Genomic DNA, 15,052 nt, shown 5'->3' with positions numbered 1-15,052 from the left:
GGCGGAGATCGTCACGGCCCCATGACAGTCCGCTGTGGAAAGATCGGCGAGGTGCGCGACCCCATCCCGGCAGCGCGTACGCTCGCACGGTCCCCCGAACGGACCCGTGCCACCCTGTACAACGTCGCACCCACAAGGAGCGTGCCCATGTCGTCGAATCCGGTCGCCGAGACCGTCGCCACGCTGATGCCCAGGGCGAAGGCGGAGCTCACCGAGCTGGTGGCCTTCAGGTCGGTGGCGGACTTCGACCAGTTCCCGCGCAGCGAGAGCGAGGCCGCGGCGGACTGGATCACGGCCGCGCTGCGCGCCGAGGGCTTCGAGGACGTGGCCGTGCTGGAGACCCCCGACGGCACCCAGTCGGTCTACGGCCATCTGCGCGGGCCCGAGGGCGCGCGGACCGTTCTGCTGTACGCGCACTACGACGTGCAGCCGCCGCTGGACGAGTCCGGTTGGACCACTCCGCCGTTCGAGCTGACCGAGCGCGACGGCCGCTGGTACGGACGCGGCACCGCCGACTGCAAGGGTGGCTTCATCATGCACCTGCTCGCGCTGCGCGCCCTGAAGGCGAACGGCGGCGTCCCGGTGCATGTGAAGGTGATCGTGGAGGGCTCGGAGGAGCAGGGCACCGGCGGTCTGGAGCGGTACGCCGAGCAGCACCCGGAGCTGCTGACCGCCGACGCGATCGTGATCGGCGACTCGGGCAACTTCCGCGTGGGGCTGCCCACGGCCACCTCCACCCTGCGCGGGATGACCATGCTGCGCGTGAGGATCGACACACTCGAGGGCAACCTGCACTCGGGCCAGTTCGGCGGCGCGGCCCCCGACGCGCTCGGCGCCCTGATCCGCGTACTGGACTCGCTGCGGGCCGAGGACGGCTCGACGACGGTCGACGGGCTGACCGGTAACGAGCGGTGGCAGGGCCTGCAGTACGACGAGGAGCAGTTCCGCCGGGACGCCAAGGTGCTGGACGGGGTCGAGCTGATCGGCTCCGGGACGGTCGCCGACCGTATCTGGGCCCGTCCGGCCGTCACCGTCCTCGGCATCGACTGCCCGCCGGTCGTCGGCGCCACGCCGTCCGTGCAGGCCGGCGCCCGTGCGCTGATCAGCCTGCGGGTGCCGCCGGGCGTGGACGCGGCCGAGGCGACGAAGCTGCTCCAGGCGCATCTGGAGGCGCACACGCCGTGGGGTGCGCGGGTGAGCACCGAGCAGATCGGCCAGGGCCAGCCGTTCAGCGCCGACACGCGCAGCCCGGCGTACGCGGCGATGGCGGACGCGATGGCCGTGGCCTACCCGGGCCAGGAGATGCAGTACGCCGGTCAGGGCGGCTCCATCCCGCTGTGCAACACCCTCGCGGCGCTCTACCCGGCGGCGGAGATCCTCCTCATCGGTCTGAGTGAGCCGGAGGCCCAGATCCACGCGGTCGACGAGAGCGTGTCGCCCGAGGAGCTGGAGCGGCTGTCGGTGGCCGAGGCGCTGTTCCTGCGGAACTACGCGGCGAGCTGAGCGGCCCCGCCGGGTCCGTCCGGTGGGATCGGCGGACAAGCCCCGGGTCGCACCCCGACCATGGGGGCATGTCCTTCGCCACGCGCCGCGCCGTCCACGCCGACCTCGCCGTCGAACTCGCCCTCCTCAGCGACGGGGAGCTGGCGGACCTGGTGGCGTCCGGGACGCCCGCCGGTGTCGGGATCGGCGGGCGTTCGACGGTGGTCGAGGTCGCCGGCCGGCGCGTGTTCGTCAAGCGGGTTCCGCTCACGGACACCGAGTTGCTGCCCGAGAACGCGCGGTCGACGGCGAACGTGTTCGGGCTGCCGTCCCGCTGTCACTACGGCATCGGCGGCCCGGGCTTCGGCGCCTGGCGTGAGCTCGCCGTCCACACGATGACGACGAACTGGGTGCTGTCAGACCGCTTCGCCGGTTTTCCGCTGATGCATCACTGGCGGGTCCTCCCGGACGAGGTGCGGCCCCTGCCCGCCGAACTCGCCGACGTGGACGGGGTGGTCGCCTTCTGGGGCGACGCCCCGCCGGTGCGCGAGCGCCTCGAGGGTCTGCGCACGGCGTCCGCGAGCCTGACGCTGTTCCTGGAGTACTTTCCGCACACCCTGCACGACTGGTTCGACAGCCAGGTCCGCACCGGCGCGGCGGACCGGACGTGTGTCCGTGTCGACACGTGGCTGGGGAGTCTCACCGCCTTCCTGCGGGAGCAGGAACTCCTGCACTTCGACGCCCACTTCGCGAACGTGCTGACCGACGGCGAGGACTTCTTCCTCGCCGACTACGGCCTCGGCGTCAGCCCCCGCTTCCGGCTCGCCCGGCAGGAGCGCGCCTTCCTCGACCGGCACCGCGACTACGACATGGTCTACGCCCGGGCCCACCTGGTGAACTGGCTCGTCACCGCCCTGTACGGGTACGACCGGCGGGAGCGGGAGGCCTTCGTGCGGGGCTGTGCCGTCGGGGCCCGTCCCGACGGCATCCCGGAGGCGGCCGCCGCGGTCATCGCCCGTGACGCGCGCCTGACGGCGGTGTTCAACGGCTTCTTCGGCCGGCTGCGGCATGAGAGCCGGCTGACCCCGTATCCGCACGAGGAGTTGCGCCTCGCCTACAGCAGCTCGACGCTCTCCGCGTAGTGGCAGGCGACCGGGTTGCCGCCGCCCCGGTCGACCAGCTCCGGCACCTGCTCGACACAGGCGGTGCGTTCGGCGTCGGTGAGCCGGTCGGCGAACGTGGGGCAGCAGGTGCGGAAGCGGCAGCCGCTCGGCGGGTGGACCGGGCTCGGCACGTCGCCCTGGACGAGGACGCGGGTGCGGGCGCGTTCCTTGCGCGGGTCCGGGAGCGGGATGGCGGAGACGAGGGCCTGGGTGTAGGGGTGGGCGGGGGCGGTGAACAGGCGCCGGGCGGGGGCGATCTCGACCAGGCGGCCCAGGTACATGACCGCGACGCGGCCGGCCACATGGCGCATCACCGACAGGTCGTGGGCGACGAAGAGGTACGACAGCGACAGCTCGCTCTGCAGGTCCATCAGCAGGTTGAGGACGCCCGCCTGGATCGACACGTCGAGCGCCGACACGGGCTCGTCGAGCACGATCATCCTGGGGCGCAGCGCCAACGCGCGGGCGATGCCGATGCGCTGGCGCTGTCCGCCGGAGAACTCGTGGGCGTAGCGGTTGCCGTGCTCGGGGTTGAGTCCGACCAGGCGCAGCAGTTCGCGCACCTCGGCCTTCCCGCCGGAGCCGTAGCGGCCGTGGATGCGCAGGGGTTCGGCGACGATCTCGTGCACGCAGACGCGCGGGTCGAGGGAGGCGTACGGGTCCTGGAAGACGATCTGCAGGTCGCGGCGGAGCGGCCGCATGCGGCGTCTGTTCAGCGCGGTGAGGTCGGTGCCGCGGTAGCGGACCTGGCCGGAGGTGGCGGTCTCCAGGCCGAGGAGGGTGCGGGCGGTGGTGGTCTTGCCCGAGCCGGACTCGCCCACCAGGCCGAGTGTCTCGTTCTCGAACAGGTCGAAGGAGACCCCGCACACCGCGTGCACGTCGCCGACGCGGCGGCGGACCACACCCTTGGACAGGACGGGGAAGTGCTTGACGAGGTCGCGGACCTGGAGGACGGGTGTGCCGTCACCGCCGTGGCCGGGCAGGGGGGCCAGCGCCTCGGCGGCGGGCTGTGTGGGGGTGCTCATACGGGGTCCTCCTCGGCGTTGCCCGACGCTGTGGTGTCGGCGAAGCGGGCCAGTGCGGCGGAGTCGGCGCCGGCCGCGTCGAACACCTCGGCGGCGCCGGTGCCGGCGAGTTCGTCGGTGAAGTGGCAGGCGCTGAGGTGGAGTGGGTGGTGCCCGGCGGGGCGCGGGGCGGGCTCGGTGCGGTCGCACAGATCGCGGCGCAGAGGGCAGCGGGGGGCGAAGGGGCAGCCGGGGGGCAGGTTCAGCAGGGAGGGCGGGGAGCCGTTGATGGGGGTGAGGCGTTCCTCCTCGCGGTTCATGCGGGGCAGGGAGCCGAGGAGTCCGAGGGTGTAGGGCATGCGCGGGGTGTAGAAGATGTCGTCGACGGTGCCGGTCTCGACGATCCGGCCGGCGTACATGACGGCCACGCGGTCGCAGTGGCCGGCGACCACGCCCAGGTCGTGGGTGATGGGGGCAAAACCTTCTGATAACCACTCAGAGACCGCAAAATCCCCGCCAACATCGCGGGGATTCGGCAAAGGTCAGCCGACCGGGACCCCGGCCTCCAGGTACAGCGCGGCGCCGCCCTCCCGTGCCCTCAGCGCCCAGCGCAGTCGCTCGTAGCGGACCGGCGGCAGCAGATCCGCCGCCTCGGCCTCGGTGACGAATCGCCATCCGCGCAGTTCGGGTCCGGGCAGCAGCAGCCCCTCCACGGCCGCGGCGTCGAGCCTGCCGCCGTCGAAGAGGAGGCGCAGTCCGCCGTAGCCGGGGGGCTTGGGCCGTTCCCAGTCGACGACGAGGAGCCGGGGCACCTCGTCCAGGTGGACGCCGGTCTCCTCCTCGACCTCACGCATCCCGGCGCGGGCGGGTGCCTCGCCGGGTTCCACGACCCCGCCGGGGAACTCCCAGCCGGGTTTGTAGGTCGGGTCGACGAGAAGCACCCGGTCCTGGTCGTCGAAGAGCAGCACTCCGGAGGCGAGGGTCTCCCCGGTGGGTTCGGGGGTCTGCACGATGGAGCAGGGGGGCGCGGCCCCGGTGCCGACCGCGTCGGCTATGCGCACGGCGGTCTCGTACGGGGTGAGGTGGCTGGTGTCGACGAGGTGGGCGTCGGCGGTGAGCCAGGAGGCGAGGGCGGTGCGGTAGGACTCGATGTGGTCGTAGGACCACTGCCGGACGCGCATCTCGCCGTCGGGGAGGTCGGGCGGGACCTCCCGGCCGGCTATACGCCCGCGCAGGATCGTTTCCGCCGGGGCGAGCAGGACATGGCGGACCGCTATCCGGCGGGCGGCGAGACCACCGAAGATCTCGTCGCGGTACTCCTGGCGCAGCAGCGTCATGGGGACGACGAGGGTGCCGCCGACCTCGCCGAGGAGCGCGGCGGCGGTGTCGATCACGAGGCGTCGCCAGATCGGCAGGTCCTGGTAGTCGCCGACCTCGGCGAGCCGCTTGGGCGGCAGGAGGTGCGGGAGCGCTCCGCCGATGACCTCGGGGTCGAAGAGCGTGCTGTTCGGGATCAGGTCGATCAGTTCCCGTGCGGTCGTGGTCTTGCCCGCACCGAACGCGCCGTTGATCCAAACGACGGTCACATGTCCCCCTCTTCTGGTGGCCCCCTGTGGCTTGCCCGCTCCACCCTGCCACGGAAACCAGTTCCCGGAAGAGGGCGCACGAAGGCCGTGGCGCCGGCGCTTCCCCGGAGGGAAGGCCCGCGCCACGGCCCGCTGCGTGCGGCGTGCCGCGCCCGCCGTCAGTCGCTCTGGCCCAGGGCGTTGTCGTCGATCGCCAGGCTCTCGCTGGCGACGGTGTGGTCGAGGCTGCCGAGGGTGTCGCGGACGTTCAGGTCGTCGAGGTCGTCGGCGCCCAGGCCGTGGGAGGGGGTGATGGCCGCGACGACGAACCCGGTGGCGAGGGAGGCGATGGCGAGCATGCTGCGCTTCTTCATGCCCACTCCAACGGCCGGACGGGACAGAGGTCACGCCCGGACCCCCCGTTCGCCTCCCGCCCCGTGGCCCGCCTGAACGTTCCTGCCGGGGCGATCCTCACACCCGTACGGACCCGGCCCGCGCCAGCGCCGCGGCGGCCGCCCCCACCAGCCCCGCGTCCGTCCCCATCTGGGCCGGGACCACGGTCAGCCGGCGGACGAAGGACAGGGTGGCGTAGTCGGCGAGGGAGCGGCGCAGGGGGGTGAACAGGATGTCGCCGGCCTTGCCCACACCTCCGCCGATCACGGCGATGTCGATCTCGACGAGGGTCGCGGTGGCCGCGATGCCGGCGGCGAGGGCCTGGGCGGCGCGTTCGAAGGAGGCGACGGCCACCGGGTCGCCCGCGCGGGCGGCGGCGGCCACGGCGGCCGCGGAGGTGTCGCCGTCGGGCCCGGGGCGCCAGCCGTTCTCCAGGGCGCGCCGGGCGATGTGGGGGCCGCTGGCGATGCGCTCGACACAGCCGCGGGCCCCGCACGGACAGGGATCGCCGTCGAGGTCGACGCTGATGTGGCCGATGTGACCGGCGTTGCCGGTGGGGCCCGGATGCAGACGTCCGCCGAGGACCAGACCCCCGCCCACCCCGGTCGAGACCACCATGCACAGGGCGTTGTCATGTTCGCGCGCGGCGCCCTGCCAGTGCTCGGCCGCCGTGATCGCCACGCCGTCGCCGATCAGTTCGACCGGGAGGTTGCCCGTCACGGCACGGACCCGCTCGACGAGCGGGTAGTCGCGCCAGCCGGGCACGTTGACCGGGCTGACCGTACCCGCGGAGGCGTCCACCGGGCCGGCGCTGCCGATGCCGACGGCGTACACGCGGGGCCAGAGCGTGGACGCGGTCAGTTCCTTCAGTACCTCCTCGACGGCCGCCATCACGGTGTCGCCGCCCTCCTGCGCGGGCGTGGGCCGCTGCGCACGGGCCAGGATCGTGCCGTCGCCGTCCACCAGGGCTCCGGCGATCTTGGTGCCGCCGATGTCGAGCGCGGCCACGAGGTCGGTCTGCATCAAAGTCTCGGTTCTCCCCGTCAACCTTGGAAAAGGGGCCGGCCGACCTGTGGTGGGGGACGTGGGCCGGAGTTTGTCGCTGGACAGTCTCTCTCGCATCTGACAACGTTGTCCAGGCTCTATGCTCGACGCCACATCCTCATACAAACCGAGGGACGCATCCACCCCGTCGGCATCATCGGTCGGACGCGGCCGTGGCCGGCCGTCCCGTGGACGACAGGAACAGGACACCGCATCGTGCCCGAGACGCCGCGCCGCCCCGACAGCCGTTACGGCAACCGTCCCACCATGAAGGACGTCGCGGCACGCGCCGGGGTCGGGCTCAAGACCGTCTCCCGGGTGGTGAACGGCGAGTCGGGGGTCACCCCCGAGACGGAGCGTCGCGTCCAGGAGGCCATCGACGCGCTGGGCTTCCGCCGCAACGACAGCGCGCGGGTGCTGCGCAAGGGCCGCACCGCGAGCATCGGTCTGGTCCTGGAGGATCTCGCGGACCCGTTCTACGGCCCGCTGAGCCGCGCGGTGGAGGAGGTGGCCCGGGCGCACGGCGCGCTGCTGATCAACGGCTCCAGCGCCGAGGACCCGGACCGGGAGCAGGAGCTGGCGCTGGCGTTGTGCGCCCGGCGGGTGGACGGTCTGGTGGTGATCCCGGCCGGTGACGACCACCGTTATCTGGAGCCGGAGATCAAGGCGGGCGTGGCGACGGTGTTCGTGGACCGGCCCGCGGGCCGGATCGACGCCGACTGCGTGCTGTCGGACAACTTCGGCGGTGCCCGCGAGGGCGTGGCCCATCTCCTCGCGCACGGGCATCGCAGGATCGGCTTCATCGGCGACATGCCGCGCATCCACACCGCGGCGGAGCGGCTGCGCGGCTACCGGACCGCGATGGAGGACGCGGGGATAGCGGTCGCGGACGCCTGGGTCTCGCTGGGCACCACCGATCCGGAGCGGGTGCGCCGGGCGGCCGAGGAGATGCTGTCCGGTCCCGAGCCGGTCACGGCGGTCTTCTCGGGCAACAACCGTGTGACGGTCACCGTGATCCGGGTCCTCGCGGAGCGCTCCCGCAGGGTGGCGCTGGTGGCGTTCGACGATCTGGAGCTGGCCGATCTGCTGCAGCCGGGGGTGACCGTGGTCGCCCAGGACGCGGCGGCGCTCGGGCGGACCGCCGCCGAGCGGCTGTTCCGGCAGTTGGAGGGCTCCCTGGTCGCCCCGGAGCGCATCGAACTGCCGACCCGGCTGATCAGGCGGGGTTCGGGCGAGCTGCCGCCCGCGGACTGAGGCAGACTGGGCAGCGATGGACGAACGCCACGAGCACCGCACGCTGGAGGCGCTGGGGCTGGCTCACGCGCCACGCGACCATCCGCTCACCTACCCGGGTGCGTGGCCGGCGGAGTCGGGTCTGCTCGCGGGCGATCTGATGCTGCCGCTGGACCGTCTCACGCATCCCGGCCGCACCCCGGTCCTGGCCGTCGGCTCCAACGCCTCCCCCGGGCAACTGCGCGCCAAGTTGGCCGTGTTGGGTATCACCTCCCCGATCCCGATGGTCCGGACCCGGGTGACCGGCATCGGTGTCGGTGTCTCGGCGCACGTCAGCCGGCTGGGGTATGTGTCGGCCTCGCCCGTCGACTCCCCCGGTTGCGTGCGGGAGTTGTTCGTCATCTGGCTGGACGGGGAGCAGCTCGCCGCCGTCGACGCCACCGAGCCGAACTACGACCGGGTCGTCCTGCCCGCGCCCCGGTTCCGGGTCGAGCTGGAGAACGGCGAGACTCTCGACGGCGTGTACTCGTACGTGAACCGGCACGGCGTGCTGCGCAACGGCGACGGTCTCCCGCGCAGTCACCCCGGGCAGCACGCCCTGATCGCCGAACTCCTCCTGGTGTCACCGGCGTTGAGGAGACTGTTCGGGGAGACCCCGGAGGATTTCGTCGCCCGCGCCCGGGCCGACGCGCGGCTGTGCGAGCGGGGGACCCGGCTGTTCGCGGAGGAGGAGATGGTGACGAACTCCGGTCTTGAGCACCTGCGTTGTCGCTAGGCGCGGGGCTCCCGGGTCCGTCGGACCGAACTTCACTGATCCGTGCGGCAGGCAGGCGGTCGCGGCCCGTACCTCATGGACCCGGCCGTGCACGGCAGTACGGAGATCGTCGCGCGCCTGTCGGCCACTCCCCGGAGTACCCCTACCCCGCTCACCCGCCGGACCTCGGCGGTCTCCCCGGAGCCCGGGAACCGAGGTCACCGGGCCGAGGCCGTCAGATCGCCTCGCCGAGGTGCCGCGAAGCCCTCCAGGGCCGTCCGGGACAGCCCGGTCGCGCCGGTCACCTCGGCGAGGTCGAGGGCGCCGCAGTCCAGGCCGCGCAGCAGATAGCCGCTGAGGGCCTTCGCGGTGGCGGGTTCGTCCATCACATCGCCGCCGGCGCGGTTGGCGTAGCGGGCGAGGCGCTCGGCGGCCTGGGCGTACCCCTCGCGGTAGAAGGCGAAGACGGCCGCGTACCGGGTGGGGATGTGGGCGGGGTGCATGTCCCAGCCCTGGTAGTAGGCGCGGGCCAGGGCGCGGCGGGTGAGGCCGTAGTGCAGCCGCCAGGCGTCGTGGACCTTCTCGGTGGGGCCGACGGGCAGGACGTTGGTGGAGCCGTCCGAGACGCGGATGCCGGTGCCGGCCGCGGCGACCTGCATGACCGCCTTGGCGTGGTCGGCGGCCGGATGGTCGCTCGCCTGGTACGCGGCGGACACGCCGAGGCAGGCGCTGTAGTCGAAGGTGCCGTAGTGCAGTCCGGTGGCGCGGCCCTCGGCGGCCTGGATCATGCGGGCGACGGTCGCGGTGCCGTCGGTGGCGAGGATGGCCTGGCTGGTCTCGATCTGGATCTCGAAGCCGAGCCGGCCGGGTACGAGGCCGTGCGCCTGCTCGAAGGCCTCCAGGAGCCGCACCATGGCGGTGACCTGCTCCGGGTAGGTGACCTTGGGCAGGGTCAGGACCAGGCCCTCGGGCAGGCCGCCGGCCGCCATCAGACCGGTGAGGAAGATGTCGAGGGTGCGGATGCCGCGGTCGCGGACGGCGGCCTCCATGCACTTCATGCGGATGCCCGTGTACGGGGCCGCGGTGCCCTTCGCGTACGCCTCGGCGACGAGCCGGGCGGCGCGGGCGGCCGTCTCGTCCTCCTCGGGGCCGGGGCGGGTGCCGTAGCCGTCCTCGAAGTCGATGCGCAGGTCCTCGATCGGCTCGCGCTCCAGTTTGGCCCGCACCCGCGCGTGGACGGGCGCGGCCAGTTCGTCCGAGAGGCCGAGGCAGGCGGCGAAGGAGGCGGCGTCGGGGGCGTGTTCGTCGAGGGCGGCGAGGGCGCGGTCGCCCCAGGAGCGCACGGTGTCGGCGGTGAAGGCGTCGGCGGGGACGTACACGGTGTGGACGGGCTGGCGGGTGCCGGGGTCGCCGGGGTAGCGGCGGTCGAGTTCGGCGTCCACGGGGGCGAGGGAGGCGCTGATCTCCTCGCTGACGGCGCCCGCGAGGCTCGTCGCCACTGTCTCGTCGTGTCGGCCCTGGCCCATGCGCCACACCTCCTGATTTCCGCATTCCGGAATCAATAGTCCGTACAGTGAAGCTATCCGTGGAGGTTCCGGCGGGTCAACACCGTGTCCACGCCCTGGTCATCTCCCGCACACCGGGGTCGTCCTGTGTGATCACTCCCGCACCTTCCCCCTCTTCCGCACAGACCCGCACACCTTCATCCTGGCTCACGAGGCGAGAGGGGACACATGACAGGCACCGCGGGGCCCACGCGGCGGACGGGACTGAGGACGCTGGTCGCGGCAGCCGTCGCGGTACCGCTGCTCGGCGCGGTCGGGGCCGCGGAGCCGCGCCGGGCGACGTCGGCGCCGGATCCCCGGCCGAGCCGGGTGCCCCCGCTGAGGATCATGACGTTCAACCTCCGGGTCCCGGTCGACCGGGACGGCAACAGCTGGGTCAACCGCCGCCCGGTGATGCGGTCGCTGTTACAGGAGACCGCGCCGCATGTCATGGGCACTCAGGAGGGTCAGTTCAAGCAGCTCCAGGCCGTCTGGGCCGACATGGGGCCGCACTACGACTGGATCGGCACCCCCGGCAGCGGCGACGAGGAGTCGGTGGCGATCTACTACGACGTCCGTCGGCTCGAGCCCCTCGAACACGACGTCTTCCGTCTCTCCGACACGCCGAACACACCGGGCTCCAACACCTGGGGCGCGGCGTTCCCCCGGCTGGTGACGCGGGTCCTCTTCCGCGACCGCGAGGGCACCGGACGGGAGTTCCACGTCCTCAACACGCACCTCGACCATCGCAGCGAGTACGCGCGCGTGCGGGCCGCCCGGCTGATCGGTGAGCGGATCAAGGGGCTCGGTCCGTCCCGGCCGGTGCTGCTGACCGGCGACTTCAACGCCGTCGCCCACACCGACCGGGCCTACGCCACGCTGCTGGAGTCGGGACTGGTCGACACCTGGGACACGGCGCGGGAGAACGGTCCGGTGTTCGGGACGTTCAACGGCTGGAAGGCGCTCAAGCCCGACGGGGACCGCATCGACTGGATCCTGTCGACCCCGGACGTCACGGTCCACCGGGCCTGGGCGGACCCGTTCACCGTGGACGGCCGCTATCCCAGCGACCATCTGCCGGTGCTGGCGTCGGTGAGCCTGAGGTGAACGGCCGAGGCCCCCGTGACCGTCGGGGTCACGGGGGCCTCGGGCCGACTGCGCCGAGCGGGTGATCAGCCCTTGCGGGTCTTGATCTCCTCGGTGAGCTGGGGGACGACGTCGAACAGGTCGCCGACGATGCCGTAGTCGACGAGGTCGAAGATCGGGGCCTCGGCGTCCTTGTTGACGGCCACGATGGTCTTCGAGGTCTGCATGCCGGCGCGGTGCTGGATGGCGCCGGAGATGCCGTTGGCGATGTAGAGCTGCGGCGAGACGGACTTGCCGGTCTGGCCGACCTGGTTGGTGTGCGGGTACCAGCCCGCGTCCACCGCGGCGCGGGAGGCGCCGACGGCCGCGCCGAGCGAGTCGGCGAGGGCCTCGATGATCGCGAAGTTCTCGGCGCCGTTGACGCCGCGGCCGCCGGAGACCACGATCGCGGCCTCGGTCAGCTCGGGGCGGCCGGTCGACTCACGGGCCGTGCGGCCGGTGACCTTGGTGCCGGTGGCCTGCGCGGAGAAGGTGACGGCGAGGGCCTCGACCGCGCCGGCGGCCGGGGCGGCCTCGACGGCGGCGGAGTTGGGCTTGACGGTGATGACCGGGGTGCCCTTGGCGATGCGGGACTTGGTGGTGAAGGACGCGGCGAACACCGACTGGGTGGCCACCGGGCCCTCGTCGCCGGCCTCGAGGTCGACGGCGTCGGTGATGATGCCGGAGCCGATGCGCAGCGCGAGGCGGGCGGCGATCTCCTTGCCCTCGGCGGAGGACGGGACCAGCACGGCGGCCGGGGAGACGGCGGCGACGGCGGCCTGCAGCGCGTCGACCTTCGGTACGACGAGGTAGTCGGCGTACTCGGAGGCGTCGTGGGTGAGGACCTTGACGGCACCGTGCTCGGCGAGCGCGGCGGCGGTGTTCTCGGCACCGGCGCCGAGCGCGACCGCGACGGGCTCGCCGATGCGGCGGGCCAGGGTCAGCAGCTCGAGGGTCGGCTTGCGGACGGCACCGTCCACGTGGTCGACGTAGACGAGGACTTCAGCCATGGGATTGCTCTCCTGCGAAACGAAGTTGAGGGGGCGGTCGGCGTGTCGAGCCTTAGATGAACTTCTGGCTCGCGAGGTACTCGGCGAGCTGCTTGCCGCCCTCGCCCTCGTCCTTGACGATCGTGCCGGCGGTGCGGGCCGGGCGCGCGGAGGCGTCCTCGACCTTGGTCCAGGCGCCCTCCAGGCCGACCTCCTCCGCCTCGATGTCGAGGTCGGACAGGTCCCACGACTGAACCGGCTTCTTCTTGGCCGCCATGATGCCCTTGAAGGACGGGTAACGGGCCTCGCCGGACTGGTCGGTGACCGACACGACGGCCGGCAGGGAGGCCTCGAGCTGCTCGGAGGCGGCGTCGCCGTCGCGGCGGCCCTTGACCGTGCCGTCCTCGACGGAGACCTCGGAGAGCAGGGTGACCTGCGGGACGCCGAGGCGCTCGGCGAGCAGCGCCGGCAGCACGCCCATGGTGCCGTCGGTGGAGGCCATGCCGGAGATCACCAGGTCGTAGCCGGCCTTCTCGACGGCCTTGGCCAGCACCAGCGAGGTGCCGATGGCGTCGGTGCCGTGCAGGTCGTCGTCCTCGACGTGGATCGCCTTGTCGGCACCCATGGACAGCGCCTTGCGCAGGGCGTCCTTGGCGTCCTCGGGACCCACCGTGAGAACGGTGATCTCCACGTCGTCGTCGGAGTTCTCGGAGATCTGCAGCGCCTGCTCGACGGCGTACTCGTCGAGCTCGGAGAGCAGACCGTCCACGTCGTCCCGGTCGACGGTCAGGTCATCGGCGAAGTGCCGGTCGCCAGTGGCGTCGGGCACGTACTTCACAGTGACAACGATCCTCAAGCTCACGCCGGCTCTCCTACTGCATCGTCAGTTCTCGGCTGCCTTCTTTCAGGCAGCATAGGCGCCACAAGCGGCCGATCCCGATCGGGGCGGCCCGCGCTCCGAACGAAATATTACTCGTCAGTACACCCAGTTCCTGCCCGCTAAGCAAGCGCTTTGAACTGTGACCTCTGCAACGCAGCGTAACCGGAACTCGACGGCTCCGCAGGAGAGCCGGACAGTGATCAATCCCGCAGAGCGGTGAACCGGCCCTGGTGGTAGAGCAGGGGCCGGCCGGCGCCCGCCGGGTCGCCCAGGATCACCTCGGCCAGCACGATCCGGTGGTCGCCGGCGGGGACGCGGGCGACGACCCGGCACACCAGCCAGGCGAGGACGTCGTCGAGGACCGGAACGCCTTCGGGGCCCTCCCGCCAGACGGTGGGCGCGCCGAAGCGGTCGGCGCCGCTGCGGGCGAAGGTCGCGGCCAGCTCCTGCTGGTGCTCTCCGAGCAGATGCACGCCCACGTGGTCGGCCCCGGATATCGCGGGCCAGCTGGAGGCGCCCGTGCCGATACCGAAGGAGAGCATGGGCGGCTCGGCGGAGACCGAGGTGAGGGAGGTGGCGGTGAAGCCGACCGGACCGGAGGCACCCGGAGCGGTGATCACGGCGACCCCGGCGGCGTGTCGCCGGAAGACGGAGCGCAGGAGGTCGGGGGAGGCGAGCCGGGCGGTGCCGAGGTCGGGCGTGGCCGTCATGGAGTTGTCGTCCTTCTGAAGGGGGCGGCGGGCGGGTCCTGGGGCGGTCAACGGCCCGGACAGCGCGCGCTCGCGGTACGGACGAGGTCGACGTGGACCCGTCCGTGGAGAAGGAGTTCCTCAGGCATGGGGTCAGGCTGACGACAGGCGGCGTGCCCAGTCAAGTACGTTCCGCGATCCGAAAGCTGCCTCACCCTCACCTGGCGGCAGGTCACACGGCCTCCCCCAGAGCGGCGATGACGTCGGCCCTGCGGGGCTGGCCGGTGGCGCGCCGGACGATCCGGCCGTCGGCGTCGAGGACCAGGACGGTCGGGGTCTTGAGGATGTCGAGCTCGCGCACGAGGTCCAGGTGCTCCTCGGCGTCGATCTCGACGTGGGAGACGCCCGGCACCATGCCGGCCACCTCGCCGAGGACCCGGCGGGTGGCCCGGCAGGGCGCGCAGAAGGCGCTGGAGAACTGCACGAGGGTGGCCCGCTCCCCCAGTGCGGCACCGAGCCGGTCGGCTCCCAGCCGCTTTCCGTCGTCGCGTCCGCGCACCCGTACCCTCCCGCTCCGCCGTCGCTGCAGCACTCCGTAGACGCTCGCCGCCGCGAGCACCGCCACACACACCACGAGTCCGGTCATCAGCTGCTCCAGCGTTCATGAGACTGCAAAGATTCCCCGCACCAAGAAACGTTTCTCCTGCGGAATGCTCGAAGCATGGACATCGATGTGAGAGGCCCGCGGTTCGGGGCCGCCGTCACGACCGTGGTACTGGCGGTCGTTCTGGTGACGGGCAGTGCGTGGCTGCTGGCCTGGCAGACACTGGCGTTCGCGCTGGGCGCCGCGGGCGGGGTGGGGCGTTCGCCCTACGGCTGGGTGTTCCGCAGGATCGTCCGGCCGAGGATCGGACCGCCGACGGAGTTCGAGGCGCCGGAACCGCCGCGGTTCGCGCAGGCGGTGGGGCTCGTCTTCGCCGGTGCGGGCCTGGCCGGCTTCGCGCTGGGGCCGGACTGGCTCGGGCTCGCGGCGACCGGCGCGGCGCTCGCGGCGGCCTTCCTCAATGCCGCTTTCGGGTACTGCCTGGGATGCGAGATGTACCTGCTCGTGCGGCGGGTGACGGTACGCACGCAGTAAGGGCGGCTCAAAAGACCGAGATGGATCAAAGGGGTGAGTGACGAGGATC

General features: G+C 72.2%; 16 protein-coding genes. 6 read left to right on the top strand and 10 right to left on the bottom strand.

The annotated features are described in order from the left end of the window. The first annotated feature begins 147 nt into the window (after window positions 1–147). Both OG852_RS42100 and OG852_RS42095 read left to right on the top strand, forming a co-directional pair. Window positions 148–1,503 (top strand): dipeptidase, encoded by a 1,356-nt coding sequence (locus tag OG852_RS42100; protein ID WP_133913022.1) that lies wholly within the window; start codon window positions 148–150, stop codon window positions 1,501–1,503. A 68-nt stretch (window positions 1,504–1,571) separates the two neighbouring features. Continuing rightward, entirely contained in the window at window positions 1,572–2,624 is a 1,053-nt protein-coding gene (locus OG852_RS42095; RefSeq protein ID WP_330350624.1) for a protein kinase family protein, read from the top strand. Here OG852_RS42095 and OG852_RS42090 read toward each other — a convergent pair. From OG852_RS42090 to OG852_RS42070, 5 genes are all read right to left on the bottom strand, one after another. Next, window positions 2,597–3,670 carry an ABC transporter ATP-binding protein gene (locus tag OG852_RS42090; protein ID WP_330350623.1) on the bottom strand — a complete coding sequence of 358 codons (1,074 nt, stop codon included), beginning with the start codon at window positions 3,668–3,670 and terminating at the stop codon, window positions 2,597–2,599. The two genes, OG852_RS42095 and OG852_RS42090, sit on opposite strands and share 28 nt — an antisense overlap. Beyond that, the gene (locus tag OG852_RS42085) at window positions 3,667–4,101 is read right to left on the bottom strand and encodes an oligopeptide/dipeptide ABC transporter ATP-binding protein (protein ID WP_330350622.1); all 435 of its coding nucleotides are present in this window, start codon (window positions 4,099–4,101) and stop codon (window positions 3,667–3,669) included. Before OG852_RS42085 ends, OG852_RS42090 begins: the two co-directional genes overlap by 4 nt. A 90-nt stretch (window positions 4,102–4,191) precedes the next feature. Continuing rightward, entirely contained in the window at window positions 4,192–5,235 is a 1,044-nt protein-coding gene (locus OG852_RS42080) for an NUDIX hydrolase (RefSeq protein WP_330350621.1), read from the bottom strand. Between the two features lie 158 nt (window positions 5,236–5,393). After that, on the bottom strand, window positions 5,394–5,588 hold the full coding sequence (locus tag OG852_RS42075; RefSeq protein WP_133913018.1) for a hypothetical protein: 195 nt from the start codon (window positions 5,586–5,588) through the stop codon (window positions 5,394–5,396). A 97-nt stretch (window positions 5,589–5,685) separates the two neighbouring features. Continuing rightward, a complete protein-coding gene (locus OG852_RS42070) occupies window positions 5,686–6,630 on the bottom strand; it encodes an ROK family protein (RefSeq protein WP_330350620.1) in 945 nt (314 codons plus the stop codon). Between the two features lie 237 nt (window positions 6,631–6,867). Between OG852_RS42070 and OG852_RS42065 the strand changes: the two genes are divergently transcribed. After that, window positions 6,868–7,905, top strand: a complete 1,038-nt coding sequence (locus OG852_RS42065; protein ID WP_133913016.1) for a LacI family DNA-binding transcriptional regulator — start codon at window positions 6,868–6,870, stop codon at window positions 7,903–7,905. A 16-nt stretch (window positions 7,906–7,921) separates the two neighbouring features. Further along, complete coding sequence (locus OG852_RS42060; protein WP_330350619.1) at window positions 7,922–8,659, top strand: hypothetical protein; 738 nt, start codon at window positions 7,922–7,924, stop codon at window positions 8,657–8,659. Window positions 8,660–8,856: 197 nt separating this feature from the next. On the opposite strand, the gene OG852_RS42055 is transcribed toward OG852_RS42060, so the two are convergent. Beyond that, window positions 8,857–10,164, bottom strand: coding sequence for a DUF6986 family protein (locus OG852_RS42055; protein WP_330350618.1), 1,308 nt, complete (start codon window positions 10,162–10,164; stop codon window positions 8,857–8,859). A 207-nt stretch (window positions 10,165–10,371) separates the two neighbouring features. On the opposite strand from OG852_RS42055, the gene OG852_RS42050 reads away from it, so the two are divergent. Further along, entirely contained in the window at window positions 10,372–11,289 is a 918-nt protein-coding gene (locus tag OG852_RS42050; RefSeq protein WP_133913013.1) for an endonuclease/exonuclease/phosphatase family protein, read from the top strand. Window positions 11,290–11,354: 65 nt separating this feature from the next. Here OG852_RS42050 and OG852_RS42045 read toward each other — a convergent pair whose 3' ends face one another. From OG852_RS42045 to OG852_RS42030, 4 genes are all read right to left on the bottom strand, one after another. Next, window positions 11,355–12,317 (bottom strand): electron transfer flavoprotein subunit alpha/FixB family protein, encoded by a 963-nt coding sequence (locus OG852_RS42045; protein WP_133913012.1) that lies wholly within the window; start codon window positions 12,315–12,317, stop codon window positions 11,355–11,357. Window positions 12,318–12,369: 52 nt separating this feature from the next. Further along, window positions 12,370–13,158: an electron transfer flavoprotein subunit beta/FixA family protein gene (locus OG852_RS42040; protein ID WP_133913011.1), complete on the bottom strand. Its 789-nt coding sequence runs from the start codon at window positions 13,156–13,158 to the stop codon at window positions 12,370–12,372. Window positions 13,159–13,376: 218 nt separating this feature from the next. Then, window positions 13,377–13,886: a flavin reductase family protein gene (locus OG852_RS42035; protein ID WP_133913010.1), complete on the bottom strand. Its 510-nt coding sequence runs from the start codon at window positions 13,884–13,886 to the stop codon at window positions 13,377–13,379. Between the two features lie 211 nt (window positions 13,887–14,097). Further along, window positions 14,098–14,511 carry a TlpA family protein disulfide reductase gene (locus OG852_RS42030; RefSeq protein WP_133913009.1) on the bottom strand — a complete coding sequence of 138 codons (414 nt, stop codon included), beginning with the start codon at window positions 14,509–14,511 and terminating at the stop codon, window positions 14,098–14,100. Window positions 14,512–14,586: 75 nt separating this feature from the next. Here OG852_RS42030 and OG852_RS42025 point away from each other — a divergent pair, with 75 nt between their 5' ends. Then, window positions 14,587–15,003 carry a DUF4395 domain-containing protein gene (locus tag OG852_RS42025; RefSeq protein ID WP_133913008.1) on the top strand — a complete coding sequence of 139 codons (417 nt, stop codon included), beginning with the start codon at window positions 14,587–14,589 and terminating at the stop codon, window positions 15,001–15,003. The last annotated feature ends 49 nt before the right edge of the window (window positions 15,004–15,052 follow it).

The sequence above is a fragment of the Streptomyces sp. NBC_00582 genome (assembly GCF_036345155.1).
In the GTDB taxonomy this organism is placed as follows: domain Bacteria; phylum Actinomycetota; class Actinomycetes; order Streptomycetales; family Streptomycetaceae; genus Streptomyces.
This window is presented reverse-complemented; position numbering and strand designations above follow the sequence as displayed.